The sequence below is a fragment of the Mesorhizobium sp. M1C.F.Ca.ET.210.01.1.1 genome (assembly GCF_004791585.1).
Taxonomy (GTDB): Bacteria; Pseudomonadota; Alphaproteobacteria; order Rhizobiales; family Rhizobiaceae; genus Mesorhizobium.
Genome location: NZ_SRUU01000004.1, coordinates 77,702 through 103,628, shown reverse-complemented (window position 1 = coordinate 103,628; position 25,927 = coordinate 77,702). Strand labels below are relative to the sequence as shown.

The 25,927-nt window shown below is 64.0% G+C and carries 25 protein-coding genes, 1 other RNA gene and 1 pseudogene; 19 read left to right on the top strand and 8 right to left on the bottom strand.

What is annotated here, in order from left to right; genetic code table 11:
* Window positions 1-137: 137 nt before the first annotated feature.
* Window positions 138-498: a transfer-messenger RNA gene (gene ssrA / locus EN853_RS06320) on the bottom strand.
* A gap of 168 nt (window positions 499-666) precedes the next feature.
* Between ssrA and EN853_RS06315 the strand changes: the two genes are divergently transcribed.
* Together EN853_RS06315 and EN853_RS06310 are read left to right on the top strand one after the other, a co-directional pair.
* Window positions 667-978, top strand: coding sequence for a DUF2853 family protein (locus EN853_RS06315; protein ID WP_127858754.1), 312 nt, complete (start codon window positions 667-669; stop codon window positions 976-978).
* A 143-nt stretch (window positions 979-1,121) separates the two neighbouring features.
* Window positions 1,122-1,916 (top strand): thymidylate synthase, encoded by a 795-nt coding sequence (locus EN853_RS06310; RefSeq protein WP_127858755.1) that lies wholly within the window; start codon window positions 1,122-1,124, stop codon window positions 1,914-1,916.
* A 37-nt stretch (window positions 1,917-1,953) separates the two neighbouring features.
* On the opposite strand, the pseudogene EN853_RS06305 reads toward EN853_RS06310, so the two are convergent.
* Window positions 1,954-2,164, bottom strand: a pseudogene (locus EN853_RS06305) (molybdopterin-binding protein).
* 165 nt (window positions 2,165-2,329) lie between these two features.
* Between EN853_RS06305 and modA the strand changes: the two are divergent.
* From modA to EN853_RS06285, 4 genes are all read left to right on the top strand, one after another.
* On the top strand, window positions 2,330-3,124 hold the full coding sequence (modA, locus tag EN853_RS06300; protein WP_127858756.1) for a molybdate ABC transporter substrate-binding protein: 795 nt from the start codon (window positions 2,330-2,332) through the stop codon (window positions 3,122-3,124).
* A 19-nt stretch (window positions 3,125-3,143) separates the two neighbouring features.
* Entirely contained in the window at window positions 3,144-3,848 is a 705-nt protein-coding gene (modB, locus tag EN853_RS06295; protein ID WP_127858757.1) for a molybdate ABC transporter permease subunit, read from the top strand.
* Window positions 3,845-4,957 carry a molybdenum ABC transporter ATP-binding protein gene (modC, locus tag EN853_RS06290; protein ID WP_127858758.1) on the top strand — a complete coding sequence of 371 codons (1,113 nt, stop codon included), beginning with the start codon at window positions 3,845-3,847 and terminating at the stop codon, window positions 4,955-4,957. Before modB ends, modC begins: the two co-directional genes overlap by 4 nt.
* A gap of 85 nt (window positions 4,958-5,042) precedes the next feature.
* Window positions 5,043-5,384 carry a winged helix-turn-helix domain-containing protein gene (locus EN853_RS06285; RefSeq protein WP_127858759.1) on the top strand — a complete coding sequence of 114 codons (342 nt, stop codon included), beginning with the start codon at window positions 5,043-5,045 and terminating at the stop codon, window positions 5,382-5,384.
* Window positions 5,385-5,403: 19 nt separating this feature from the next.
* On the opposite strand, the gene cobF is transcribed toward EN853_RS06285, so the two are convergent.
* Window positions 5,404-6,177: a precorrin-6A synthase (deacetylating) gene (gene cobF / locus EN853_RS06280; protein WP_127858760.1), complete on the bottom strand. Its 774-nt coding sequence runs from the start codon at window positions 6,175-6,177 to the stop codon at window positions 5,404-5,406.
* 199 nt (window positions 6,178-6,376) lie between these two features.
* Between cobF and EN853_RS06275 the strand changes: the two genes are divergently transcribed.
* From EN853_RS06275 to EN853_RS06250, 6 genes are all read left to right on the top strand, one after another.
* On the top strand, window positions 6,377-7,390 hold the full coding sequence (locus EN853_RS06275) for a DUF4424 domain-containing protein (RefSeq protein WP_127858761.1): 1,014 nt from the start codon (window positions 6,377-6,379) through the stop codon (window positions 7,388-7,390).
* Window positions 7,390-7,908, top strand: coding sequence for a dihydrofolate reductase (locus tag EN853_RS06270; protein WP_127858762.1), 519 nt, complete (start codon window positions 7,390-7,392; stop codon window positions 7,906-7,908). Before EN853_RS06275 ends, EN853_RS06270 begins: the two co-directional genes overlap by 1 nt.
* A 246-nt stretch (window positions 7,909-8,154) precedes the next feature.
* Window positions 8,155-9,252 (top strand): FtsH protease activity modulator HflK, encoded by a 1,098-nt coding sequence (gene hflK, locus EN853_RS06265; protein ID WP_127858763.1) that lies wholly within the window; start codon window positions 8,155-8,157, stop codon window positions 9,250-9,252.
* Complete coding sequence (locus EN853_RS06260; protein ID WP_127858764.1) at window positions 9,252-10,199, top strand: protease modulator HflC; 948 nt, start codon at window positions 9,252-9,254, stop codon at window positions 10,197-10,199. The genes hflK and EN853_RS06260 overlap by 1 nt, the downstream gene beginning before the upstream one ends.
* A gap of 6 nt (window positions 10,200-10,205) precedes the next feature.
* Complete coding sequence (locus tag EN853_RS06255; RefSeq protein WP_127858765.1) at window positions 10,206-10,391, top strand: DUF2065 domain-containing protein; 186 nt, start codon at window positions 10,206-10,208, stop codon at window positions 10,389-10,391.
* 145 nt (window positions 10,392-10,536) lie between these two features.
* A complete protein-coding gene (locus tag EN853_RS06250) occupies window positions 10,537-12,048 on the top strand; it encodes a DegQ family serine endoprotease (RefSeq protein WP_127858766.1) in 1,512 nt (503 codons plus the stop codon).
* Window positions 12,049-12,094: 46 nt separating this feature from the next.
* Here the strand turns inward: EN853_RS06250 and EN853_RS06245 are convergent, their stop codons facing one another.
* Together EN853_RS06245 and serB are read right to left on the bottom strand one after the other, a co-directional pair.
* A complete protein-coding gene (locus tag EN853_RS06245; RefSeq protein WP_127858767.1) occupies window positions 12,095-12,667 on the bottom strand; it encodes a GNAT family N-acetyltransferase in 573 nt (190 codons plus the stop codon).
* On the bottom strand, window positions 12,664-13,551 hold the full coding sequence (serB, locus tag EN853_RS06240; protein WP_127858768.1) for a phosphoserine phosphatase SerB: 888 nt from the start codon (window positions 13,549-13,551) through the stop codon (window positions 12,664-12,666). The genes EN853_RS06245 and serB overlap by 4 nt, the downstream gene beginning before the upstream one ends.
* Here serB and miaA point away from each other — a divergent pair.
* A complete protein-coding gene (gene miaA / locus EN853_RS06235) occupies window positions 13,541-14,485 on the top strand; it encodes a tRNA (adenosine(37)-N6)-dimethylallyltransferase MiaA (RefSeq protein WP_127858848.1) in 945 nt (314 codons plus the stop codon). The two genes, serB and miaA, sit on opposite strands and share 11 nt — an antisense overlap.
* A 125-nt stretch (window positions 14,486-14,610) precedes the next feature.
* Window positions 14,611-15,402: a GGDEF domain-containing protein gene (locus tag EN853_RS06230; protein ID WP_127858769.1), complete on the top strand. Its 792-nt coding sequence runs from the start codon at window positions 14,611-14,613 to the stop codon at window positions 15,400-15,402.
* Window positions 15,403-15,568: 166 nt separating this feature from the next.
* On the opposite strand, the gene EN853_RS06225 is transcribed toward EN853_RS06230, so the two are convergent.
* Window positions 15,569-17,398 carry an ATP-binding protein gene (locus tag EN853_RS06225; protein ID WP_127858770.1) on the bottom strand — a complete coding sequence of 610 codons (1,830 nt, stop codon included), beginning with the start codon at window positions 17,396-17,398 and terminating at the stop codon, window positions 15,569-15,571.
* Between the two features lie 151 nt (window positions 17,399-17,549).
* Here EN853_RS06225 and EN853_RS06220 point away from each other — a divergent pair, with 151 nt between their 5' ends.
* From EN853_RS06220 to EN853_RS06210, 3 genes are read left to right on the top strand one after another with little or no spacing between them, the layout of a single operon-like run.
* On the top strand, window positions 17,550-18,116 hold the full coding sequence (locus EN853_RS06220; protein WP_127858771.1) for an XRE family transcriptional regulator: 567 nt from the start codon (window positions 17,550-17,552) through the stop codon (window positions 18,114-18,116).
* A gap of 4 nt (window positions 18,117-18,120) precedes the next feature.
* Window positions 18,121-18,429 carry a hypothetical protein gene (locus EN853_RS06215; RefSeq protein ID WP_127858772.1) on the top strand — a complete coding sequence of 103 codons (309 nt, stop codon included), beginning with the start codon at window positions 18,121-18,123 and terminating at the stop codon, window positions 18,427-18,429.
* Window positions 18,430-18,459: 30 nt separating this feature from the next.
* On the top strand, window positions 18,460-18,987 hold the full coding sequence (locus tag EN853_RS06210) for a GNAT family N-acetyltransferase (RefSeq protein ID WP_127858773.1): 528 nt from the start codon (window positions 18,460-18,462) through the stop codon (window positions 18,985-18,987).
* Between the two features lie 79 nt (window positions 18,988-19,066).
* Here the strand turns inward: EN853_RS06210 and EN853_RS06205 are convergent, their stop codons facing one another.
* Together EN853_RS06205 and EN853_RS06200 are read right to left on the bottom strand one after the other, a co-directional pair.
* Window positions 19,067-20,875, bottom strand: a complete 1,809-nt coding sequence (locus EN853_RS06205; protein WP_127858774.1) for an NAD(P)/FAD-dependent oxidoreductase — start codon at window positions 20,873-20,875, stop codon at window positions 19,067-19,069.
* A 167-nt stretch (window positions 20,876-21,042) separates the two neighbouring features.
* Window positions 21,043-22,959, bottom strand: coding sequence for a sigma-54-dependent Fis family transcriptional regulator (locus EN853_RS06200; RefSeq protein ID WP_127858775.1), 1,917 nt, complete (start codon window positions 22,957-22,959; stop codon window positions 21,043-21,045).
* 336 nt (window positions 22,960-23,295) lie between these two features.
* On the opposite strand from EN853_RS06200, the gene EN853_RS06195 reads away from it, so the two are divergent.
* Window positions 23,296-25,077: an acetolactate synthase 3 large subunit gene (locus EN853_RS06195; RefSeq protein WP_127858776.1), complete on the top strand. Its 1,782-nt coding sequence runs from the start codon at window positions 23,296-23,298 to the stop codon at window positions 25,075-25,077.
* 82 nt (window positions 25,078-25,159) lie between these two features.
* Entirely contained in the window at window positions 25,160-25,732 is a 573-nt protein-coding gene (gene ilvN, locus EN853_RS06190; protein ID WP_006204962.1) for an acetolactate synthase small subunit, read from the top strand.
* Window positions 25,733-25,927: the final 195 nt, after the last annotated feature.

Below are 25,927 nucleotides of genomic sequence, written 5' to 3'. Positions count from 1 at the left end.
AGATCGGAAAAGGCCGGGCTTGCCCGGCCTTTTTCACGTCGGTGACAATCCGGCCGCGTCGAGGGCAGGATGGCGCATGCGCGCCGGACGAGCCTTGGCCGTTCGGTCGAGTTCGGATGAAAGCAAAGAGGGGGGAAGGTGGAGGTTTCTGTTGCCAGGTACCTCCGAACCCCGCCTAGAAGTGCGAACCTCTAGGGCTTGATTTGAAGCGTTCGCACTGCATTAAGCAGCGAGACGAGCTTCCGCATAGTTGTCGTTGGCAACTATAAGTTTAGCCCGATGACGGTGGTACAATGCCGGGCAAAAGTACGATCTTTACACCTTCGTCGATCCTATTTCGCCCCCAGCAAAAGCCGCTCCGTCATCCAGAGCGGTTTTTGGTGGAGGCGCCGGGTACCGCCCCCGGGTCCGAACGGCTTATTTCATCGCCTATTTATCGCCATAGTCGGTCAAGCCGACGAAGCGAATATAGGGACCGATCATGGAAAATGAAAGGCCAAGCCGGCACTTGTCCCCGGTGCCAAACTCGACAGCCGAGGGTTGACTTGCGCGCCTGCTCAATCGAAGCTCCGCCGGCGATGAGGAATCTCTGACCTAGCGCACAGGTTGCGCGGCGCGCCACAAGCCTCGTCGACAGGATCCGTGGCGCCGACGAGGGGAAGTCTGATGGCCGACTATCTTGCGGATGTGAAGAAATACGATGCCGGCGCCAGCGCCGACGCGGTCGAGAAGATCGTCAAGCATCTTGGCATCGCGCTCAGGAACCGCGATTCCTCGCTGGTGTCCTGCACGGACCCGAAAGAGCTCGAGCGCGTCCGGGAAAACTGGGCGAGCAAGAAGCTCGGCGTCGCCGACGCCAAGAAGGCCGACGCCTCGATCGAGAAGGTCTGCAAGGCGATGGCCGCCGACAACTCCAAGAGCCGCGTGACCTTCTATTACTTGGTCGCCAAGGATCTGGGCAAACTGGGTTCTCTCTAAGGCATGGCCGTCGGCAGCCGGCACAACATCGTGCCGGCCCCGTGGCCTTTCTGGCGCACGATCCACTTTTGTGACGGGTTTGCGGTGTTCGACCGATGGCCAGTCCGCTATGATTGCATGCCATCCGAATCGAGGCGAAGCCGATGCGTCAATATCTCGACCTGTTGAAGCATGTTCTGGAGAACGGCGCCGACCGCGGCGACCGCACCGGCACCGGCACGCGCTCGGTGTTCGGCTACCAGATGCGCTTCGACCTTTCGCGCGGTTTTCCCGTCACCACCACGAAGAAGCTGCATCTGAAGTCGATCATCCACGAGCTTCTGTGGTTCCTGGCCGGCGATACCAACATCAAATATCTCAATGACAACGGCGTCACCATCTGGGACGAATGGGCCGACGAGAACGGCGATCTCGGCCCCGTCTATGGCAAGCAGTGGCGTTCATGGCCGGACGGGCATGGCGGCGAGATCGACCAGATCGCGGGCCTTCTCAAAGAGATACGCAAGAATCCCAACTCGCGCCGGTTGATCGTTTCGGCCTGGAATCCGGCCGAAGTGGAGGCGATGGCGCTGCCCCCCTGTCATTGCTTGTTCCAGTTCTATGTCTCGGAGGGGAGGCTGTCCTGCCAGCTCTACCAGCGCTCGGCCGACATCTTCCTCGGCGTGCCGTTCAATATTGCTTCTTATGCGCTGCTGACGATGATGGTGGCGCAGGTAACCGGGCTCAAGCCCGGCGACTTCGTCCACACGCTCGGCGACGCGCATCTTTATTCGAACCATTTCGAGCAGGCGCGCGAGCAGATACGGCGCACGCCGAAGCCGCTGCCGACGATGTGGATCAACCCGGACGTGAAGGATCTCTTTGCCTTCCGCTTCGAGGATTTCCGTCTCGAGAACTATTTCGCCGACGCAACCATCAAGGGGCCGATCGCGGTATAAGGCCGGATCTGGCCGCCTTCAGGGCGCTCTAGTACCGTCAATCGATGCCAACCATGACGTCGGAAGCCTTGATAGCGGCATAGGCCTGCTTGCCCTTTCTCGAGCTGCAGATCGGCAACCGCTTCGTTGGTGATCGAAGCGGTGACGATGAAGCCGCTGCCGATGTCGATCGTGACATGCGAGGTGGTCGCTCCCTTCACGATTTCGCTGATCTTGCCCTTGAGGATGTTGCGGGCGCTGATCTGCATTTGCCGCTCCCTGGCCTTCGCTGTATCGAATGAGCTTCATCGTAGGCCGGGAAGACCCGGCCACACAACGGTGCGCAGGGTAAAAAGCCTTCCCTTGTTATGTTCATCTGGATATATCGATCAAAGGCATTGGGCCGAACGGATTGTGAAGACAGGGAGAGGTTCATGACGGGCGCGGGATTTGGTTTGAAGGCGATCGCCGTCGGCGGTCTGGCGGCGCTGTTGATGGCGGCAGTGACGGCGGCGCATGCCGACGACAAGGTGATCGTGTTCGCTGCGGCGAGCCTCAAGGACGCCCTCGATGCGGTCAACAAGGCCTGCGAGCCCGAGGTCGGCGAAGCGGCGATCATTTCCTACGCGGCAAGCTCGGCGCTGGCCAAGCAGATCGAAGGCGGCGCGCCGGCCGATATCTTCGTCTCGGCCGACCTCGACTGGATGAAGTACCTTTCCGACAAGAAGCTGACCAAGCCGGACACCGAAGTGAAGCTGCTCGGCAACCAGATCGTGCTTGTCGCGCCGAAGGAATCCGAGGTCGAAACCAAGGTGGAAAAGGGCTTCGACCTCGCCAAGCTTGTCGGCGACAGCAGGCTCGCCATGGGCGATTTCAAGGCCGTTCCGGCCGGCAAATACGGCAAGGCGGCGCTCGAATCGCTCGGTGTCTGGTCATCGGTCGAAGGCAAGGTCGCGCAGGCCGAGAACGTGCGCGCGGCGCTGAAATTGGTGTCGACGGGTGAGGCGGCGCTCGGCATCGTCTACGCCACCGACGCGCATGCCGAAAAGGGCGTGAAGGTTGTCGGGACCTTCCCCGAGGATTCACACCCGCCGATCATCTACCCGATTGCCCAGACCGCGGATTCGAAGGACAAGGATACGGCTGCCTTCCTGAAATGCGTCGAGTCGGCCAAGGCCGCCGCGCTCTTCAAGGAACAGGGTTTTACGGTGCTCGCGCCGAGCAACTGAGAAAGACCTCATACCGCATATGAACTGGCTGCTGGACCTCACTCCCGACGAATGGAATGCGGTCCGGCTGTCCATCAAGGTGGCCACCGTGGCGATGCTCGCCAGCCTGCCGCCCGGCATACTGATCGCGCTTTTGCTGGCGCGGGGGCGCTTCTGGGGCAAGACCCTGCTCAACGGGCTGGTGCATCTGCCGCTGATCCTGCCGCCGGTAGTGACCGGCTATCTGCTGCTGCTCACCTTCGGCCGGCGCGGGCCGGCCGGCGCCTTCCTGGCAGAGCATTTCGGCATCGTCTTCTCGTTTCGCTGGACGGGCGCGGCGCTCGCCTGCAGCGTCATGGGTTTTCCGCTGATGGTGCGGGCGATCCGGCTGTCGATCGAGGCGGTCGACCGCAAGATGGAGGCGGCCGCCGGCACCCTCGGCGCCAATCCGCTCTGGGTCTTTGCCACCATCACGCTGCCGCTGGCCCTGCCGGGGCTGATTGCGGGGGCGATCCTCTCCTTCGCCAAGGCGATGGGCGAGTTCGGCGCCACCATCACCTTTGTCTCCAACATCCCCAACGAAACGCAGACGCTGCCCTCGGCTATCTACACCTTCACGCAGGTGCCGGGCGGCGATGCCGGGGCGCTGAGGCTGACGCTGATCTCGATCGTCATCTCAATGGTGGCGCTGGTCGCCTCGGAGATCCTTGCGCGGCGGGTCGGCCGGCGGATGGACATCGAATGACGCTCTCGGTCGACATCATGCATCGCCTCGGCGATTTCGCCGTCGAAGCGAATTTCGAAAGCGCCGGCCGGCTGACGGCGCTGTTCGGGCCGTCGGGCTCCGGTAAGTCGACGCTGATCAACCTGATTGCCGGGCTGATCCGGCCGCAGAAGGGGCGGATCGCGGTCGACGGCCGCGTGCTGGTCGACACCGCCGCGGGCATCTTCGTGCCGATGCACAGGCGGCGGATCGGCATGGTTTTCCAGGACGCGCGTCTCTTCCCGCATATGAGCGTCGCCGGCAACCTGCGCTATGGCCGCTGGTTCACGCCGTCTGCCGAGCGCTACGCCAATATGGAAGCGGTGGTTGACCTTCTCGGGATCGGCCATTTGCTCGACCGGCGTCCGGCGAAACTGTCGGGGGGCGAAAAGCAGCGCGTGGCGATCGGCCGTGCTCTGCTTGCCAGTCCCAGGCTGCTTTTGATGGACGAGCCTCTTGCCTCGCTCGACGAGGCGCGCAAGGCCGAGATCCTGCCCTATATCGAGCGGCTGCGCGACGAGACGAAGATCCCGATCGCCTATGTCAGCCACTCCGTCGCCGAGGTGGCGCGACTGGCGAGCGAGGTGGTGGTCCTCTCGCAAGGCAAGGTCTCGGCTTGCGGGCCGACCGAGGCGATCATGCAGCGGCTGGACCTTTTGCCGGCGGAGGAACGCGGCGAGGGCGGCGCGGTGCTCGACGCCAGGGTGCTGCGCCATGACGAGGCTTTCGGCATGACGGTGCTTGGCTCGCCGGCCGGCGAGATCCGTGTACAGCGCCTTGCACGCCCGACGGGAACGCCCGTGCGGCTCCGCATCCGGGCCCGCGATGTGATGATCGCGACCGAGCGGCCGGCGGGCCTCAGCGCGCTCAATATTCTGGCGGGCACGATCGCCGCCGTCAGGCCAGGCATCGGGCCCACGGTGGAAATCGCCATCGATTGCAATGGCGCCATCGTTCTAGCGCGCATCACCGAACAGTCGAAGCATACCTTGCGCCTTGCGCTCGGCCGCCAGGTCTTCGCGGTGATCAAGACGGTGAGCTTCGACAGCGCGACGACCGGGGCAGGGCTGCCGGGCGAGGCCGATGGTTGACGAAAGAGCAAAATCGCTATGTTGCTTTGGAATAGCGAGATGACGGCGGAGGGGGTAAGCTCGGCATGATCGCGGAGGACAAGAGATGCCATCTCTGAGCTTGCGGATAAACCTCGACCCCGACGGCCGTATTGGGCCCGGCAAGATCGAGTTGCTGGAGCAGATCGCCGCATTCGGCTCGATCTCGGCCGCGGCGCGCGGCATGGAGATGTCCTACAAGCATGCCTGGGATCTGGTCGAGGACATGAACAGGGTGTTCGGCAAGCCGCTGGTAGCAGCGCAGACCGGCGGTCGGAAAGGCGGCGGCGCGCAATTGACCGCGGTCGGCCTCGCCGTCGTCAGCCGCTTCAGGGCGATAGAGCGCGCAGCCGCCTCGGCAGCCGCCGCGCATATGCAGGCTTTGCAAGCGGAGATCGATGCCGGCTGATCGTGGCCTTTTGGGGCGCCTATTCTTCCGGTTCGCCGGGCTTGCGCAGCAGATAGGTATCCATGATCCAGCCCTTTTTCCGCCGGGCTTCCTCGCGGACCCTTTCGATCTCAGGGCCGACATCGCCTAAGCGTCCGGAAATGACGATCTCGTTCGGCGTGCCTAGATAGGCGCCCCACTGGATTAAGACGTCCGGGTCGGCCAGCGTGCTGAAGGCGCACTTGCCGTCGAGCATGACCACCGCGCTCCCGGCGTTCGCCGGCAGCCCTTCCTCAGTCAGCCGCCGACCGGTGGTGATCAAAATCGAATCGCCGATGCGGTTGAGCGCGGTCGCGTGGCTCGCGGCAAGCGCCTGGATGGCGGTGATACCCGGAATGACCTCGAGCTCGAAACCGATATTGCCTCTGCGGCGCACGCGCTCCAGGATGCGCAGCGCGCTGTCATAGAGCGAAGGGTCGCCCCAGATCAGGAAGGCGCCGCAGCCGTTTTCGTCCAACTCGTCCCGGATCAGCCCCTCATAGATCTCGGCGATCGCTTCATGCCAGTCGTCGACCGTCACGCGATAGGACGAAGTCGGCTCGGCGCGAACCGGCACGTCGAACTCGACGCGGCGCGAATTCGGGTTGGTGACGAAGCGGTCGCAGATCTGCCGGCGAAGCTCGGCGAGGTCGCTCTTGTCGGCGCCCTTGTCGGGAATGAACAGCACGTCTGCCCGGTTCAGGCCATTGATGGCCTGGACCGTCATGTGTTCGGGATTGCCGGCGCCGATGCCGATGACGAGAAGTTTGCGCATAAAGCGTTCTCCTGCCCGATCGGGCGGCCGGTGTCCAGACAGGCGCGGGCAGCGATGCGCGAACGCAAGGCTATGAACCGGGTTGCCGCAGTCCGTCGTTTTGGCAGAAACGCTGAACTGCTCTAGCTACTTCTCCAGGAATTGCTCTAGATGGAAGGCGCATCCGGATGATCCCGGTATTGCCGTCGAGAGGGGATCCATGTTCCGCACTGTCCTGACTGCAGCGCTGGCACTCCTGGCAGCACCTGCCTTCGCCAACGATTCCGTCGCGGAACTGGGAACCGGCGGGCTGATCCTGTCGCGCAGCGACGCCGTCGCCATGGAAAGCGAGGACCTTTTCATCTCGCCGGAGAAGGTGACGGTCGACTATGTCTTTCGCAACAACACCGACAAGGATGTCAGCGCCATCGTTGCGTTCCCGATGCCCGACATCGAGGGCGATCCGAACGAGATGCCGGCGATCCCGGAAGCGCAGAGCGACAATTTCCTCGGCTTCGAGGTGACGATCGACGGCGTCGACGCCAAGCCGCAGCTCGAACAGAAGGCGTTTGCGCTGGGCATCGACATCACCGCCGACCTCAAGGCGCAGAACGTGCCGCTCTATCCATTCGGCGACGGCGCCAAGGCGGCGCTGGCGAAGCTACCGAAGGCCGTCGCCGCGGACTGGGAAGACCGCGGCATCATCATCGAGGACACCGCCGATGACGGTTCGGGCATGCAAACCGCCTACGCGCCGTTCTGGCAGCTGCGCTCGACCTATTGGTGGCGCTCGACCTTCCCGGCCAACAAGCAAGTCCATGTTTCGCACCGCTACAAGCCGAGCGTCGGCGGCACGTCCTCGGTCAGCTTCTATTACGAGGACAAGTTCCAAGGGCAATACGACACTTACAAGGCCCGCTATTGCATGGACAAGACGTTCGAGAACGCGGTGCGCAAGGCAGCGAAGGAAAATCCCGACGGCTATCCGAAATATTTCGAAAGCCGCATCGCCTACATCCTGACCACGGGCGGCAACTGGGCGTCCGGCAGTATCGGCAATTTCAAGCTAACCACCGACAAGGGCAGTGCCAAAAATCTGGTTTCCTTCTGCGGCGACAACGTCCGCAAGGTCGGCCCGACGACGTTCGAGATGACGGCCAAGGATTTTTATCCCGAGCACGACATCGACATCCTGCTGCTCGAGCCGTCGGACAATGGCGGGAACGGCGGCTGATGGACATCGCGATCTACGTCGCCATTGCCGAAAACGGCGTGATCGGACGCGAAGGCGGGCTGCCGTGGCGGCTTTCCAGCGATCTGAAGCGCTTCAAGGCCGACACGATGGGCAAGCCGATTATCATGGGCCGCAAGACCTTTGAAGGCATCGGCCGGCCGCTGCCCGGCAGGCTGAACATCGTGGTGACGCGAGACAAGGGGTGGCGGACCGACGGCATCGAAGTCGCCCATTCGCTCGACGAAGCGATCGCGCTTGCCAGGGTGCGCGGGCGCTGCATGGCGGGTGCCGAGGAGATCTGCGTGGTCGGCGGCGGCGAGATCTACGCCCAGGCGTTGCCGCTCGCCGATCGTCTCCATGTGACGCATGTGCTGGCGGCGGTCGATGGCGATGCCCATTTCCCGCCGATCGATCCGGCGATCTGGCGGATCGTCCGATCCGAAGATTTCCCGGTGGGCGAAAAGGACAGCCACGCGACGCGCTACACGGTCTACGAGCGGCGACGCGACGGTCAGTGACGACGACAAAGGGTCGCTGGCCGCCTAAATCGGACGGCACAGGTGGCTGGCCGCGTTGAAAGCACGTCACGGCGTCCCTATAGAAGAACGACAGTACAGCGCCGCGTGTCCAACCGGATGCGCAAAAGGCCGCTGTAAAACTTTGATTTGGCGCATGATTCCTTTCCGAAAACCGGTACCGGTTTTCGGGGGCATGCGCTAGGATCGCGCCGCAAGGCCTGAGGGAACCGAAGCGAAAGGACATTCATGCCCTGGAACGACAAGAGCGGCGGCGGCGGCCCATGGGGCGGCGGCGGCAATCAGGGACCCTGGGGGCAGGGACCGCGGGGCCCGAGTGGCCCACAGGGTTCGCCTCCCGACCTCGAGGACATCATTCGCCGCGGCCAGGACCGGTTGCGGCGCGCTCTTCCGGGCGGCGGCGGCGCCAGTCCGGCGGTCCTCGGGCTGATTGCGCTCGCGCTCGTCGTGCTTTGGGCCTTCAAGGCGATCTACACCGTGCAGCCTGACGAAGTGGCTGTCGAACTGCGCTTCGGCAAGCCGAAAGAGGAGCTTTCTCAGCCCGGCCTGCATTTCCACTGGTGGCCGATCGAAACGGTCGAGACGGCCAAGATATCCGAGCAGCTCGTCAGCATCGGCGGCGGATCGGGCACAAGCTCGGGCCTCATGCTTTCCGGCGACCAGAACATCGTCAACGTGCAGTTCTCGGTCGCCTATCAGGTCTCCGACCCTAAGGCCTATCTGTTCGACGTGTCCGATCCCGACGGCATGCTGACGCAAGTGGCCGAAAGCGCCATGCGCGAGGTCGTCGGACGGCGCCCGGCGCAGGACATTTTCCGCGACGATCGCCAGGGTATCGCCACTTCGGTGCGTGAGATCGTCCAGAACACCCTCGACGGCTACAAGACCGGTTTGCAGGTCAATGCGATCTCGATCGAGGACGCGGCGCCGCCGCGGGAAGTTGCCGACGCCTTCGACGAGGTGCAGCGCGCTGAGCAGGACGAGGACAAGTTCGTCGAGCAGGCCAACCAGTATTCCAACCAGAAGCTCGGCCAAGCGCGCGGCCAGGCGGCCCAGATCCGCGAGGATGCCGCCGCCTACAAGAACCGCGTCGTGCAGGAAGCCGAAGGTGAGGCGCAGCGCTTCATCTCCGTCTACAACGAATACGCCAAGGCGCCCGACGTGACGCGCAAGCGCCTTTATCTGGAAACGATGGAGAGGATCCTGAAGGACTCGAGCAAGGTCGTCGTCGAGCAGGGCAACGGGCAGGGCGTGCTTCCCTACCTGCCGTTGCCTGCACTGCAGCCGAAGGCGCCGCCGGCGCCGGCGCTGGGAGGTAACCAGTGATGGCCAACCGTCTTCCCATCATCGCTGTCATCGCGGCCGTCCTTCTGTTCCTGCTCTATTCGTCGGTGTTCGTCGTCAAGGCGGGCGAGCAGGCGATCGTGCTGAGGTTCGGCGAGATCATCGACGTCAAGACCGAGCCGGGCATCTACTTCAAGGCGCCATTCGCCTTCTTCGATGCAGACAGTGTTCAGACGGTCGAGAAGAAAGTGATGCGCTTCGACCTCGACAACATCCGCGTCCAGGTCTCCGGCGGCAAGTTCTACGAGGTCGACGCATTCATCGCCTACCGCATCTCCGATCCGCGCACCTTCCGTGCGGCCGTGTCCGGGCAGGTGGAACTCGCCGAAGCCCGGCTGAAGACGCGTCTCGATGCGGCGCTGCGCCGCGTCTATGGTCTGCGCGACTTCGAGGCGGCGCTTTCCGAGGAGCGTGGCGTCATGATGCGCGAGGTGCGCGATCAACTCCGTCCGGATGCGACGTCGCTCGGCCTCGACATCGAGGATGTGCGCATCCGCCGGACGGATCTGACCGCGGAAGTATCGCAGCAGACCTACGATCGCATGAAGGCCGAACGCCTGGCGGAAGCCGAGCGGCTGAGAGCGCGCGGCAACGAGGCGGCGCAACGCATCAGAGCCAGGGCCGACCGCGAGGTCGTCGAGATCGTCGCCGAGGCGCAGAAGGAATCGGAAATCCTGCGCGGCGAGGGCGAGGCGCAGCGCAGCGCCACCTTCGCCGACGCCTACAAGCGGGACCCGGCCTTCTTCGATTTCTATCGCTCGATGAATGCCTATGGCACCGCGCTGGACAACACCGGAACCACCATGGTGCTGTCGCCCGAGTCGGAGTTCTTCCGTTACTTCCGCGATCCGGGCAGCAAGCCCGCCCCCGGACCGGCGCCTGCGACGGCACCTGCCGCGCCTGCGGCAAAACCCAGCACCGCCCAGTAGCGGGCGGTGCAGGATTTCCTGGCGGCAATCGGCCTGGTCCTCGTCATCGAGGGGCTGGTCTATGGCGGGTTTCCAGCGTTGGCTCGGAAACTCGCCGCGGAAGTGCTGTCGATGCCGGAAAATGTGCTACGGATCGGCGGACTGGTTGCAATCGCCATCGGCGTTGGCATCGTCTGGCTGGTCCGCGGCTAATGAAATTCCTTGGTACCGCGGCGACTGACGATTTATCTTCAGCCGGTAGCTATAGCCGCAAACGTGCCTTATTTCTTGCCAACATGAACAGGGCAGGCGCCTTTGCGGATGCGCTTTTCCTTTTCCGAACCACCGGGAGGCCACGATGATATCCGACACCCTGTTGCGCGCGGCGCGGCGTACGCTTTTCGCCGGCGCCACCGCATTCGTCGTCGGCATTATTGCCGTCCCATCTTTCGTCACGCCCACGATCGCCTCCGACGGGCCGCCTTCCGTCGCCGATCTCGCGGAGCGCCTGCTCGGCGCGGTGGTCAACATCTCGACCTCGCAAACGGTGAAAGGCACGGAAGGGCCGGGCGCGGTGCCGATGCCGCAACTTCCCGAAGGCTCGCCGTTCCAGGACTTCTTCGACGACTTCTTCAAGAACCGCGGCGGCGACAAGGGCGCCGGGCAGAAGGTGCAGTCGCTGGGCTCCGGCTTCGTCATCGATGCCGAGCAGGGCATCGTGGTGACCAACAACCACGTGATTGCCGACGCCGACGATATCGAGGTCAATTTCTCCGACGGCGTGACGCTGAAGGCGACGCTTGTGGGCACCGACACCAAGACCGACGTCGCGGTGCTGAAGGTCGACCCGAAGGGCCACAAGCTGACGGCGGTGAAGTTCGGCGATTCGACCAAGATGCGCGTCGGCGACTGGGTGATGGCGATCGGCAACCCGTTCGGCCTCGGCGGCACGGTCACGGTCGGCATCGTCTCGGCGCGCAACCGCGACATCAATTCCGGCCCTTATGACGACTTCATCCAGACGGACGCCGCCATCAACCGCGGCAATTCCGGCGGCCCGCTGTTCAATGCCGAGGGCGAGGTCATCGGCATCAACACGGCGATCATCTCGCCGTCCGGCGGCTCGATCGGCATCGGCTTCTCCATCCCCTCGCAACTCGCGGCGGGCGTGGTCGACCAACTCCGTCAATATGGCGAGACGCGGCGCGGCTGGCTTGGCGTTCGCATCCAGCCGGTGACCGACGACATCGCCGAGAGCCTCGGCATGGCGACCGCCAAGGGTGCCCTAGTGGCCGGCGTCATCAAGGGCGGACCGGTCGACAACGGCTCGGTCCAGGCCGGCGATGTCATCATCAAGTTCGACGGCAAGGACATCCACGAGATGCGCGACCTGCCGCGCGTTGTGGCCGAAAGCCCGGTCGGCAAGGCGGTCGACGTCGTCATCGTGCGCAAGGGCGTCGAGCAGACCATAAAGGTGACGCTCGGCCGGCTCGAGGACGGCGAGAAGCTGGCCAGCGGCGAGAACGGCAATACCGATCAGGACAAGGGCGACAAGGCGGCTCCGGTGTCCACGGCCTCCGTGCTCGGCATGACCGTCGGCGAGCTCAACGACCAGACCCGGCAGAAGTTCGGCATCGCGGCCGATGTGTCGGGCGTGGTCATCACCGACGTCGCCAAGGATTCGGCGGCCGCCGAGCGCGGCATACAGCCGGGCGAGGTGATCACCGAGATCGCGCAGGAATCGGTTGGAACGCCGAAGGACGTTATGGACCGGATCGGCGCACTGAAGGAGCAGGGCCGCAAGAACGCGCTGCTGATGCTGGCATCGAAGACCGGCGAGCTTCGCTTCGTGACGATCCGGATGGACTGAGTCTAAGAACCCTTGCAAGCAACCGGGTTGCAATGAAAAAGGGCGGCTAACGAGCCGCCCTTTTTCGTGCCTGCCAGTCCTCGCGCGCCAGCCTGTAGAAGACATGCCGCTTGAGCGCCGGATGACTGTCCGGGATGTCGGGATGATCGAAATCGCGCGCAGGGTCGGGGCTCATGCCGAGGCGCTTCATGACGGCGGTCGAGCGGTGGTTGTCGGCCACGGCGAAGGAGACGATCTCGTCGCGGTCGAGCGTCTCGAAGCCATAGGCGAGCCAGGCATCGGCCGCCTCGGTGACATAGCCCTTGCCCCAGAATTCGGGCGCCAGCCGCCAGCCGATCTCGATCGTGTCGGAAGGCATGGACGGCACGTGATCGGTCTCCAAGAGGCCGACAAAGCCGATGCATTCGCCCGTCGCGGCGATCTCGGCGGCGGCAAAGCCAAAGCCATCCTCGGCGATCCAGCCGCGAAATTCATCCATTTTGGCATCCGTCTCGGCGCGGTCGCGGCGGAACGGAAAGAATTCCATCACCTGCTCGTCAGAATTGATGCGATGGAAGAGCTCGCGATCACGATCTTCCCAGTTGCGCAGGATTAGGCGCTCGGTGCGCATCGGTTTCATCCGGCAAACTCCTCCTGGCGATAGCCCTGGAGATAGAGCAGCGCCGTCAGATCGCCATGGTCGATGCGGACCTTGGCCTCCGCCGCCACCGAGGGCTTGGCATGCAGGGCGACGCCGGTGCCGGCCAGGCGGATCATGTCGAGGTCGTTGGCGCCGTCGCCGACGGCAATCGCGTCGGCCGTCGCCAGGCCAAATCTTGCCGCGATGTCGAGCAGCGCCTCGGCCTTGGCGGCACGGCCGAGAATCGGTTCGGCCACCGTGCCGGTGAACCTGCCGCCTTGCTCGATCAGCCGGTTGGCGCGGTTCTCCTGGAAGCCGAGCAATGCGGCGATGCGGCTGGTGAAGACATCGAAGCCGCCGGAGACGAGCGCCGTCCAGGCGCCATTGGCGCGCATCGTCCGCACCAGCGCGCGGCCGCCGGCGGCCAGCGTCAGGCGATTGGCAATGATGCGGTCGACCACTGCCGTGTCGAGGCCCTTCAGCAAGGCAACGCGCTCGCGCAGGGCGGGCTCAAAGGCGATCTCGCCATTCATCGATCGCGCCGTGATCGCCGCGACATGCGCCTTGACGCCGATTTCGTCTGCGAGCTCGTCGATGCATTCCTGGTCGATCATGGTCGAATCCATATCGGCAAGCAGGATCTTCTTCTTCCTGCCTTCGGCCGGCTGGACGATGATGTCGACCGGTTCGGAGGCCAATGCCGCGCGCAGATTGGCGGTCAATTCGCCGACGTCGGGTGTCTCCGGCAAAACCAGATCGCAGGCGACATCTTCGGCCAGCCAGTGAAGGGCGCTTGCGCCGGCCGCCCGCGAAGCCATATTCGCAAGCGAGGCCGACACGGCGCGGTCTTCAGGACGGGAAACAAGCGTGGCGATCAGCGGCATCGAAAATTCCGGCAGACAGGCGGGCGAGGGCCGCGTGAAGAACGCGATCCTGATAGCCGGGCCGACCGCCAGCGGCAAGTCGGCGCTGGCGCTCGATCTTGCGGAACGCCTGGGCGGCGTCATCGTCAACACCGATTCCATGCAAGGCTATTCGATGCTCGACGTGCTGACGGCGCGCCCAAGCGCTGACGAAATGGCGCGCGTGCCGCATTTCCTCTACGGCCATGTGCATCCTTCGACGGCCTACTCCACTGGCGCCTGGTTGCGCGACGTCACCCGGCTGATCGAGGAAGGCGTTTTATCGGGGCGGCCGGCCGTCTTCGTCGGCGGCACCGGGCTCTATTTCCGCGCCCTGGCCGAAGGCATCTCGGACATGCCCGACATCGCGCCATCGGTGCGCGAGCGCTGGCGTTACGAGCTCAAGGAACAAGGCGCGGAACGGCTGCATCGGATCCTGATGCGTGAGGACTCGGCCGTCGCCATGCAGCTCAGGCCAACCGACGGCCAGCGCATCGTTCGGGCGCTCGAGGTGCTCGACGCGTCGGGACGGTCGATCCTCGATTGGCAGTCGGCGCGCGGCCAGCCGCTGATCGACCGCGACAGCGCACGCTTCCTGGTGATCGAGCCGGATCGCGGCGAGCTCGTCGCGCGCATCGAGGCGCGGTTCGACCAGATGCTCGACAAAGGTGCGCTCGACGAGGTCAAACAGTTGATGGCGCTCGGCCTCGCTCCGGACCTTCCGGCGATGAAAGCGATCGGCGTGCGCGAGCTGCAGGCTGCCTTGGCCGGGCAAATCAGCTTCCCCGAAGCGATCGAGCGCGCCAAGATCGCCACGCGCCAATATGCCAAGCGGCAAGCGACCTGGTTCAGGCACCAACTGGGACCGGAGTGGAAAAGGCTCCGCCCAGGCGATGGCCTGCCATTCTTGGATTGACGGATTGCTAATTCAATCAGCGGCTTAAAGAAGCGAACGCGGCTTCTCGTCACGGTTGCTCGGGTTAACGGTCCGTAAGGCCGCGCATGCCATAACGATGATGGGTCGCAATCCCGCGGGGAGTTATGCGTTTTCACAAGGCGGAATCCGCATTCTTTGTCTTCATCTTCGTGATCCTGGCCGCCGGCCTGGTGACCTTCCACGCCTATGGCCAGTTGCAGGACATTGCGACCGATGTCGACACCGCGTCGCGTCTCGAAAGAATCGTCTATCTCAACAAATTGCTGTTCGTGACCGGCGCGCTGCTGGCCGCCGCCTTGTTCTTCGGGACCTTCTTCATCTACCCGCTGATCCGCGGACAGGTGAGGGAAGAGGGCAAGCTGCGCGCCATGACGGTTTCGCTGAGCGCCCGCTCACAAACGCTCGAGCAAGCGGCGCTCACCGATGGCCTGACCGGCATGCAGAACCGCCGCTATTTCGACGACGCGCTGCGGGAGTATCTCGAAGAGTTCGGCCGCATCGACAAGCCGGTGGGGCTGATGATCCTCGACCTCGATCATTTCAAGCAGGTCAACGACACGCATGGTCACGACGTCGGCGATGAAGTCCTGCGCGCCGTCGCGCAATGCGTGCGGGGCATGACGCGCTATCACGACGTGGTAGCGCGGCTCGGCGGCGAGGAATTTGCCGTGGTCACGCCCAACATGGATGCAGAACTGCTCGCCCGGTTCGCTGAGCGCATCCGCAAGGCGATCGCCAACTTGTCCATCCTCTCGGGCAATGTGCGGCTGAAGGTCACCACCAGCGTCGGCCTTGCCGTCTGGGACCGCAAGGAGAGCGCGGAGGACTTCTACCGCCGTGCGGATCGGCAGCTCTACGAGGCGAAGAAGCAGGGCCGCAACCGGGTCTGCGCCTAAAATTCCGTCATCAAATTCGTGATGCTGGCCGCCTGAAGCCTCTTTCTGCGCTTCCGGTGCTCGCGGACTGAATGTCCGCTCCGCTCCGGTTCTCGAAAGCCACGCCATTCAATCCGGCCTGATGAAGTCCCTTTCGGAATTTGCCAGTGCCTTCGCCGTCGACCGATCAATCGTTCTGCTGGCGCATGCCGAAGGTCGAGGGCTTCAGGCCGTAGCGCAGGTCGAAATCATCGTCCGGCTGTGCGCGCGGCGCGGGCGGCTTGCGATAGTCCGGATCGCCGGCCTGACGGGCGGAATCCACCACCTCGGCAAAGGCCATCGCCTGCTGCGGCTTCGGCACATTGCGCAGCCGTTCGACAATTCCCGCGAGGTCGACATCATCGCCGGCTTCCGCGGGCAAGGTCTGCTCGCGCTTGGCCGTTCCAGGGATGAGTTCGCGGGACAGTTTCTCGAATTTGAGCCGCATGGTCGTCGCCACGCCTTCGCCGAAGGCGATTGCTTCGCGCTGGCCCATTGAGGACAGGAAAGCCAGCGTCGAGGCCGAGGAATCGGCGATCGCTGAGCGGATGATTGCCTGGTCCTGCTCGTTGGCGAGCCGCATGGCGAAGAAGGTCGAGCATTGCGACAGGATGGTCGGATCGAGCTCGCCCGGACGCTGGGTGATGACGCCGAGGTAGCAGCCATATTTGCGGCCTTCCTTGGCAATGCGCGACAGGGCGTGCCTGGTCGGCGCGAAGCCGAGGCGCGGATCGGCCGGCATGTAGCGGTGGGCTTCCTCGCACAACAAGAGCAACCGCAGCCGGCCCTCGCTCCAAAGCGCAAGGTCGAAGGCGAGACGCGCCAGCACCGAGCAGACCGAATTGACCACCTCGGAGGGCATGCCCGCCATCTCGAAACAGGTCACCGGACGCCCGTGGTTCGGCACGCGGAAGATGTTGCCGATCGTCTCGTGGATGGTGTCCTCGATCAGCCGCGAATTGAACATGAAGCGGTAGCGCGGGTCGGCCGCGGCCGACTCGATACGCGTCCTCAGCGACTTGAGCGTCGGCCGGTCGTTCTTGCTTTCCAGGAGGCCCATCCGCTCGTCGATCTGCTTGAGGAGATCGGCGATGCGGTAAGGCACCGGCGTGTCCGCCGTCAGCGCATCGCTGCCGCGCCTGATGTAGCTGCCGGAACTGGGGTTGCGGTAGAGGTTCTTGGCGGCCGGGATGAGGTCGCGCAGGACGTCGACCTCCTCCGGCACGGTCTCGCGTCCGCGAAACAGGACCTCGGCGAATTCCTCCAGCCTGAACATCCAGAACGGCAGGTCGAGCGTCTTGGAATCGACCTTCACGCAATATTCCGGAAGTGAGGCGGCAAACTCGTTGTGCGGGTCGAGGATCAGCACGCGCAGATCCGGTCGCGCCTCGATCGACTTGCGCAAAAGCAGCGACACAGCCGTGGACTTGCCGACGCCGGTCGTGCCGACAATGGCAAAATGGCGCGCCAGCGTGTCGTCTATGGCGATGTTGGCATCGATTGCCTCGTCCTGGGACAGCGTACCGATGGTGATCGCATGCCGGCCGGCCAGGTCGTAGACGGCCTGCAGGTCACGGCTGCGGATGCGGTGGGCAATGGCGCCGATATGCGGATAGGTGGTGATGCCGCGGTCGAAGACCGGCTTGGCGCCGGGTTCGGCGCCGTCGCGAACCTCGCCGATCAGTTCGATGCTGACCTCGATTGCGTTCTGGCCCTCATTGCTCCAGACGCGGTCAGACTTGCCGATCGCATAGACAAGGCCGACGGTGCGCGTTGCGCCAAGGTTGATGGAAATCATCTTGCCGACGGTCCACAGACCGGTGACCGTGCCTTCGGTGTCCTCGGCATAGGCGCTGATTGTGGCACGCGCACCGTCGCACTGCACGACGTTGCCCAGAATGCGCTTGTCGCTCTGTTGGGCGTTGCGGCGCTCCTGCGAGGTGGGTTCCCCAACGGAGGCTTCGCGTTCAACAAACATCGGTGACCTGTCCCATTCCCCTCGAGGTCAAACCTATCCAATCGGGGTTAAGGTCGCGTGAGGCCTGATGGTGTAGGGCCTGTTAAGGCAGTCGCGAAAATTCGATCGAATAGCCTCTTCCGTTCCCTTGGAATTTCGATATATTGGACGAATGGACGATATATCGAATGACATCACATCCACAATCGGCAGACGGATACGCTCCGAGCGGGATTTGCGAGGATGGTCGCTAGCCGAGCTGGCCGAGCGGTCGGATGTGTCCAAGGCGATGCTGAGCGCCATGGAGCGCGGCATGACAAGCCCGACCGCGGCGCTCCTGGTGCGCGTTGCGTCCGCTTTCGGCATGACGCTCTCGACGCTGATTGCCCGCGCCGAAATGCAGGGCGGCGGCGTCTCCCGCAAGGACGAGCAGCCGGTCTGGCGGGATCCCGCCACCGGCTATGTCAGACGGCACCTGTCGCCGGCTTCGCAGATGCCGCTCGAGCTGATCCGGGTCAGTTTGCCGGCAGGCGCCAAGGTGAGCTTTCCGGCAGCGTCCTACGCTTTCATCAAGCAGCAGATCTGGCTTATCGACGGCCGCCTCGACTTCACCGAAGGCGATGTCGTGCACAGGCTGGAGCCCGGCGACTGCCTGGCGCTCGGCGCACCGTCGGACTGCACGTTCCACGCCCCGGGACCGGAAGCCGCCGACTATCTGGTGGCGCTGGTCCGGGGCTGATCGCATGGCGCGCCGACTGAGACGCTCGCACAATGGCGGGCCGCCTCTCGATGACTACGAAGGGCCGCCCTGGGGCAAGGGCGACGCCTATATCTTCCTCGCCTGGCGCGAAGCCCACGACAAAGCCTGGAAGGCGCCGAGCCACGGCGTCATGCTGATGCGGCTGGAAAGGGCCAAGCGGCTCGGCCTCACCTATGAGGAGTACACGCTCGAGATCCTGGAGCGCGGGCGCCACCTCAGCGAGGACGACGCCGAGCGCATCGCGGAAATCCGCCGGGCGCGCCGCCGAAGGCGGAGCCGTCATTTCAAATGACCGCGACACCTCGTTTCCTGGAGCACCGACATGAACTGCCTTGAAATCAGGACGTTGCACTATGACGCGAAAACCAGCGGGATGCTGACCGACCTGCTAATCGAGACGGTCGCCGCCGGCGGATCGGTGAGCTTCATGCATCCGCTGTCGGCCGATGCGGCCCATGAGTTCTGGCGCAAATCGCTGGCCGCCGCCGCGCGCGGCGAAAGGGCGGTGCTTGGCGCATGGGATGGCGAGACGCTTGTCGGCACCGTCACGCTGCTTCTCGATTGCCCGCCCAACCAGCCGCACCGTGCCGAGATCGCCAAGCTGATGACCCGCCTCGACCATCGCGGCAAAGGCATCGCGACGCGGCTGATGCGAGACGCCGAGGATCTGGCGGTCGAGAAGGGGCGCACCCTGCTGGTTCTGGACACCGCAAGCGAAGAGGGCGCGGCCGGCCTCTACGAGAAACTCGGCTTCACGCTGACCGGCGAGATTCCCGACTACGCACTCAAGCCGCATGGTGGGCTGACCGGCACGCTCATCTACTGGAAACGGATAGGGGAAGACCGATAGCCCATGAAGGGTCTGCTCGAGGCTCAAGGAGGATGGAAGCCCGCGGCCAAGCTTCCATCCTGTGGATTAGCGTCCGGCCTCAAGCCTTGTGGTAGACCTCCTGCACCCCATAGACAGGCGTCGGCAAGCCGACCTGCCTGGCCTTCAGCTGCAGCGACAGATACTGCGAATAGTGGCGCGACTGGTGCAGGTTACCGCCGTGGAACCACAGCGCTTCCTGATGGGTCGGCTTCCACATGTTGCGCTGCTCGCCTTCCCACGGGCCGGGATCCTTGGTCGTGTTGGAGCCGAGGCCCCAGACCTTGCCGACCTTGTCCGCCACCTCCTGCGAGATCAGGTCCGCGGCCCATCCGTTCATCGAGCCGTAGCCGGTGGCATAGATCACCAGGTCGGCCGGCAGTTCGGTGCCGTCGACGAATTTCACGCCGGTTTCGGTGAGTTCCTGCACCGCGGCGCCAGGGCCGCTCTTGAGCTTGATCGAGCCGTCTATGACGAGGTCGCAGGCGCCGACATCGATATAATAGCCGGAGCCGCGGCGCAGGTACTTCATGAACAGACCAGATCCGTCATCGCCCCAGTCGAGCATGAAGCCGGCTTTTTCCAGGTCCTCGTAGAATTTCGCGTCGCGCTCCTTCATCTGCTGGTAAAGCGGAATCTGGAATTCGTGCAGGATGCGGTAGGGGAGCGAAGCGAAGATCATGTCCGCCTTGCGCGTTGTCATGCCGTTCTCGACCGCCTGCTCCGAATAGAGGGCGCCGAGGCCGATATCCATCAGCGTGTCGGACTTGACGATATGCGTCGACGAGCGCTGCACCATGGTCACGTCGGCGCCTGCTTCCCACAATGCTGCGCAGATATCGTGGGCCGAGTTGTTGGAGCCGATGACGACAACCTTCTTGCCGCGGTATTTGTCCGGGCCGGGATGGGTCGAGGAATGCTGCTGCTCGCCCTTGAAGACGTCCTGGCCCTTGTATTTCGGCCAGTTCGCCTTGCCGGACATGCCGGTCGCCAGCACAAGCTGCTTCGGCTTCAGCACGATTTCCTTGCCGTCGCGCTCCACGACGACGGTCCATTCCTTGGCATTCTCGTCGTATGTGGCGGATTTCGCGGTGGTGGAACTCCAGTAATTCAGCTCCATCACTTTGGTGTACATTTCCAGCCAGTCGCCGATCTTGTCCTTCGGCGCGAAGACCGGCCAGTTTTTTGGAAAATCGATATAGGGCAGGTGATCGTACCAGACCGGATCATGCAGGCAGAGCGACTTGTAGCGCTTGCGCCAGGAATCGCCCGGACGGGCGTTCTTCTCGACGATGATGGTCGGCACGCCGAGCTGCTTCAGCCTTGCGCCAAGGGCAATTCCGCCCTGGCCGCCGCCGATGATGACGACATAGGGCTGCTTGCTGTGGCCGAGCTCGGCGATCTCGTCGTCGCGCTCCTCGCGCCATGTCTTGCGGCCCTTGCCGTGGCCATGCTTGGCGCCGAGCGGGCGGGTGAAGCCGGCCTTCTCCTCGTGGCCTTTCAACTCGGCGATGGTGGTCAGCAGCGTCCAGATCAGGTCGCCCTTGAAACGCACGAGGCCAAAACCGCGCGCCACGCCGGTCTCGAACGTGATCCAGGCCGTGGTGATGCCGCCGTCCTCTGTCGCCTCCTCGCCTTTGGCCACCGTCCAGCCGGTCGGTTTGGTATTGGCCAGCGTCGCCTGCAGCATGTCACGGATCTGGTCGCGGCCCTCCATCGTTTTCAGGTTCCAGGTGAAGGTGACGAGGTCGCGCCAGTAGCAGTCGGCCTGGAAGCAGTTGACGGCGGCGTCGATGTCGCCGGCTTCCAGCGCCTTGCCGAACTTGTCGAGCAGCGCCTGCGCCTTGGTGGTGGGTGTCCTCTCGAGCATTTTCTCCTCCGATTGCTAGAGTCCAGGAACGAACGGCAAGCGCCGTGCCAACCTCTGCGCCAAACGAGAAATTGCATTATTGTCAATACGTTACGGGGATCTCTTGGGGTCTCGTCTGTTGCGGCGGTGTGGCGCGCCGCCACAGGCACGCCACGGCCGGCGCAACACTAGTTGGGCGCATCGAGTCGCAGGCGCTTCATCCGGCGATGCACGGTGGTGCGATCGATGCCGAGCCGGCGCGCGGCTTCGGAAATGTTCCAGCCCGCCTCCACCAGCGCGTTGAGCAGCGCTGCCCGCTCTTCCTCAGGCGAGGGGGGCCGCAGCGCAACGATGCTGGCGGGCGCGGCCGATGGCGCCGGTATCGCGAAGTCGGGCAGATCGGCGGGCTGGATCGTGCCGTCGTCGCAAAGCGCTACCGCCAGATCGATGGCGTTGACGAGCTCGCGGATGTTGCCGGGCCAGTCGTGGCGGATCAATGCCAGCCGTGCCGCCGGCGACAGCCTTGCCGGCCGGCCGGCAAGGCGCGCGCGCTCATCCACCAGCCGGTCCAACAGCCATTCGAAATCGGTGCGCTCGCGCAACGCCGGCAAGGCGAGCGAGGCCGCGTTCAACCGGTAGAACAAGTCCTCGCGGAAACGGCCCTCTGCGACCAGCTTGCGCAGGTCGTGGTGCGAGGCGGAAATGATCTTGATATCCACGGATCGAGGTTCAGTGCCGCCGACAGGGACCAATTCGCGTTCGGCGATCACCCTTAAGAGCCGCGATTGCAGCGCATAGGGCATGTCGCCGATCTCGTCGAGGAACAGCGTGCCGCTATCGGCGCTCTCGATCAGTCCCTTGCGCCCCTTGGCGGCGGCCCCGGTGAAGGCGCCCGCCTTGTGTCCGAAAAGCTCACTCTCGATCAGATGCTCCGGGATGGTTGCGCAGTTGATGGCCACGAACGGACCGGCGCGCCCGGAGCTATCATGCATGGCGCGGGCGAGATGTTCCTTGCCCGAGCCGGTCTCGCCATGGATCAGAATCGGAATTGTTGTGCGCGCCAGCTTGGCGGCGCGCAACTGCATTGCCGCCATCGCAGGATCGCTGCCCGAAAGCTCGGCGATCGGCTTGGGAAGCGCCTCGACGGGGGCGCGGCGCCCACCCGCCGGCTGCGGCTCGATGGCATGCGCGAAAAGGGCGCTGCCGTTGCGGCCGAACACCAGACGCTCTTCCGTCGGTCGCCCGCGCGTCAGGTTCGGCAGGTCGTCGATATCCATATCGAGATAGCGCGAGATCGGCTGGCCGATGGGAGAAGGAGATTGCCTCCAGTCGACGCCGCCGGCCTGCGCCAAAAGCAGTGCCGCGCCGCGCGTCGTGCCGAGGATGCGGCCCGAGGCGTCGAGCGCAATTGCGGCCTCCGGATCGACGTCGAGGAATTCCGGCGATCGGGAAAAGCGCAGCACCCATTCCGAGTGCATCTGCGCCATCAAATTGGCGAGCTCGATGCGCCGCGCGGAGGCAGTTACAAGGTGCAGCGCGAGGTTCTGGCTGACCTTCGGCTGCGGCGAACGCAGCAGCGAAATGTCGAGCACGGCTGTCAGTTCGCCCTTGGTGTCGAAGATCGGCGCGGCGGTGCAGGAAAGCGGCGTGTGAGTGGTATCGAAATGGTCGGTCTGATGGATGGTCATCGCCTCGCCGGTGACGATGCAGGAACCGACGCCGCAGGTTCCGGTGCGGCTCTCCGACCATTCGGAGCCGAGATAGAGGCCGGCCTTGCGCAACTGGTCCATGAACAGCGGATCGCCCAGGAAATCGACGGTGACGCCCTTGGCATCGGCCAGCAGCAGGACGTAGTTCTGCCCGGCCACCTGCTTGAACAATGTCTCCAGGCCGCTGCGGGCAATCGCAATCAGCCGCTCGGACTGCTCGCGGTGCGCGCGCAACTGGGTGTCGGGGACGATATAGGCCTCGGTCGGCCGGGCAGGATCGAGCCGATGCGTGTCGATGCAGCGCAGCCAGGACTGCACCACGATATCGTCGCGGGCCGAGCGCGCGCCTGACAGAACCTGCTCGATCTCGCGGATGTGCTCTCGTTCGCCGGCCATGCGTCCTCCTCGCAGGCAACGTCCTTTGCGATCGCATAGTGGTGCCTAGTCGGCACGCGCTCAACTGTACTATGGTAGCGCGCCGCGGCGCCGATCCCCCTGGCTGCGAATTCGCGCGCTACCCCCATTGACGAGCCCGCGCTTTGGCCCTTATTGTCCGCGGCCATGAAAACGGCACTCATTCTCGTAGGCTGGCGCGTGGGCAAGGCGGTGTAACCGCCGGGCGAAAACCTCCCATGCGCATCACACAGGCTCCCTCGGGGGCCTTTTTTATTGCCCAAAATCCAACTAAACGACCAGCAATCGCCAAACGGCGAACAGTACGGGACCAGACCGATGAGCAACGAACGGAACGAGCGGCGCGAAATGACGGGCGCCGAAATGGTGGTGCAGGCGCTGAAGGACAACGGCGTCAAGCATGTCTTCGGCTATCCGGGCGGCGCGGTCCTTCCGATCTATGACGAGATTTTCCAGCAGGACGAGGTCGAGCACATCCTGGTCAGGCACGAGCAGGGCGCCGGGCACGCAGCGGAAGGCTATGCGCGCTCGACCGGCAAGGCCGGCGTGCTCCTGGTGACCTCCGGCCCCGGCGCCACCAATGCGGTGACGCCGCTGCAGGACGCGCTGATGGATTCCATCCCGCTGGTCTGTCTCACTGGTCAGGTGCCGACTTCGCTGATCGGCTCCGACGCCTTCCAGGAATGCGACACGGTCGGCATCACGCGCCCCTGCACCAAGCACAACTGGCTGGTGAAGGACGTCAACGATCTCGCCGCCACAATTCATGAAGCCTTCCACGTCGCAACCACCGGACGGCCAGGCCCTGTCGTGGTCGACATTCCGAAGGACGTGCAGTTCGCCAAGGGCATCTACGTGCCGCCGCAGACGGCGCCGCGCACCAGCTACCAGCCGAAGGTCCAGGGCGATCTGGAGAAGGTCAAGGCCGCGGTCGAGCTGATGGCCGGCGCAAAGAAGCCGATCATCTACAGCGGCGGCGGCGTGATCAATTCCGGCGCGGAGGCCAGCCATCTGCTGCGCGAGCTGGTCGACCTCACCGGCTTCCCGATCACCTCGACGCTGATGGGGCTCGGCGCCTATCCGGCTTCGGGCAAGAACTGGATCGGCATGCTCGGCATGCACGGCACCTACGAAGCCAACATGGCCATGCATGACTGCGATGTGATGCTCTGCATCGGCGCGCGCTTCGACGACCGCATCACCGGCAGGCTGAACGCCTTTTCGCCGAACTCGAAGAAGATCCACATCGACATCGATCCGTCGTCGATCAACAAGAACGTCCCTGCGGACGTGCCGATCCTGGGCGATGTCGGCCGGGTGCTAGAGGACCTTGTGCGGCTGTGGCGGGCGACCGCCAAGGCCGACAAGAAGGCGCTCTATCCGTGGTGGGAGCAGATCGCGAAATGGCGCGCGCGCGACTCGCTCGCCTACAAGATGAACAACGACGTGATCATGCCGCAATATGCGATCCAGCGGCTCTATGCGCTGACCAAGGATATGGACACCTACATCACCACCGAGGTCGGCCAGCACCAGATGTGGGCGGCGCAGCACTACCACTTCGACAAGCCGAACCGTTGGATGACCTCCGGCGGGCTGGGCACTATGGGCTACGGCCTGCCGGCGGCGCTCGGCGTGCAGATCGCGCACCCCAACGCGCTGGTCATCGACATCGCCGGCGACGCTTCGGTGCAGATGACGATGCAGGAGATGAGCTCAGCGGTGCAGTATGAGGCGCCGATCAAGATCTTCATTCTCAACAACCAGTATATGGGCATGGTGCGCCAATGGCAGCAGCTGCTGCACGGCAACCGGCTGTCGCATTCCTACACCGAGGCGATGCCGGATTTCGTCAAGCTGGCGGAAGCCTATGGCGGCCACGGCATCCGCTGCGACAAGCCGGACGAACTGGACGACGCGATCCGGGAGATGATCTCGGTGAAGAAGCCGGTGCTGTTCGACTGCCGCGTGGCGACTTTAGCCAACTGCTTCCCGATGATCCCCTCCGGCAAGGCGCATAACGAGATGCTGCTGCCCGACGAGGCGACCGACGAGGTGGTGGCCAACGCCATCGACGCCAAGGGCAGGGAACTGGTGTAGTAGCAGGCCAGCGCGGGCTCTCGGAAGAAGCCGTGTGGAAACAGAGAATTAGATCCAAGAGTTTGAAGTCGAGATTCACGTCATGAACGCACAGCTCCAGCCGACCGGCTCCGCCTATTTCATCGCCAAGGAAACGGAAAAGCCCGAGAACCACACGCTCTCAGTGCTGGTCGACAACGAGCCGGGCGTGCTTGCCCGCGTCATCGGCCTGTTCTCGGGGCGCGGCTACAACATCGAAAGCCTGACCGTTTCCGAGACCGAGCACGAGAAGCATCTGTCGCGCATCACCATCGTGACGCGCGGCACCCCGCATGTGCTGGAGCAGATCAAGCACCAGCTCGAGCGCATCGTGCCGGTGCACCGCGTGGTCGACCTCACCGTGCGCTCGCACGAGCTTGGCCAGGAGCGGCCGCTGGAGCGCGAGCTGGCGCTGGTCAAGGTCGCCGGCACCGGCGACAGCCGGGTCGAAGCGCTCAGGCTGGCAGACGCCTTCCGCGCCTCGGTCATCGACGCCAACACCGAGCATTTCATCTTCGAGATCACCGGCAAGGGCTCCAAGCTCGACCAGTTCATCGCCATCATGAAGCCGCTCGGCCTGGTCGAGATTTGCCGCACCGGCGTGGCAGCGATGAACCGCGGCCCCCAGGGCATGTGAGCGCGGCAACCGCCACTGCCCAATCCTGTCTCTGGCACGGCCGACGCCCGCCGGTGGCATTTGTGCGCCTGCTGGCGGCCACGCTCTGGCCGATGTTGCGCTGATCACATTCTCGGGCCGGTGAAGGGTCCGCCACGGCACGATGGCCGGCTGCACAGCGATTGTGCAGTGCACATTAAATCTTCGTAATGCCGC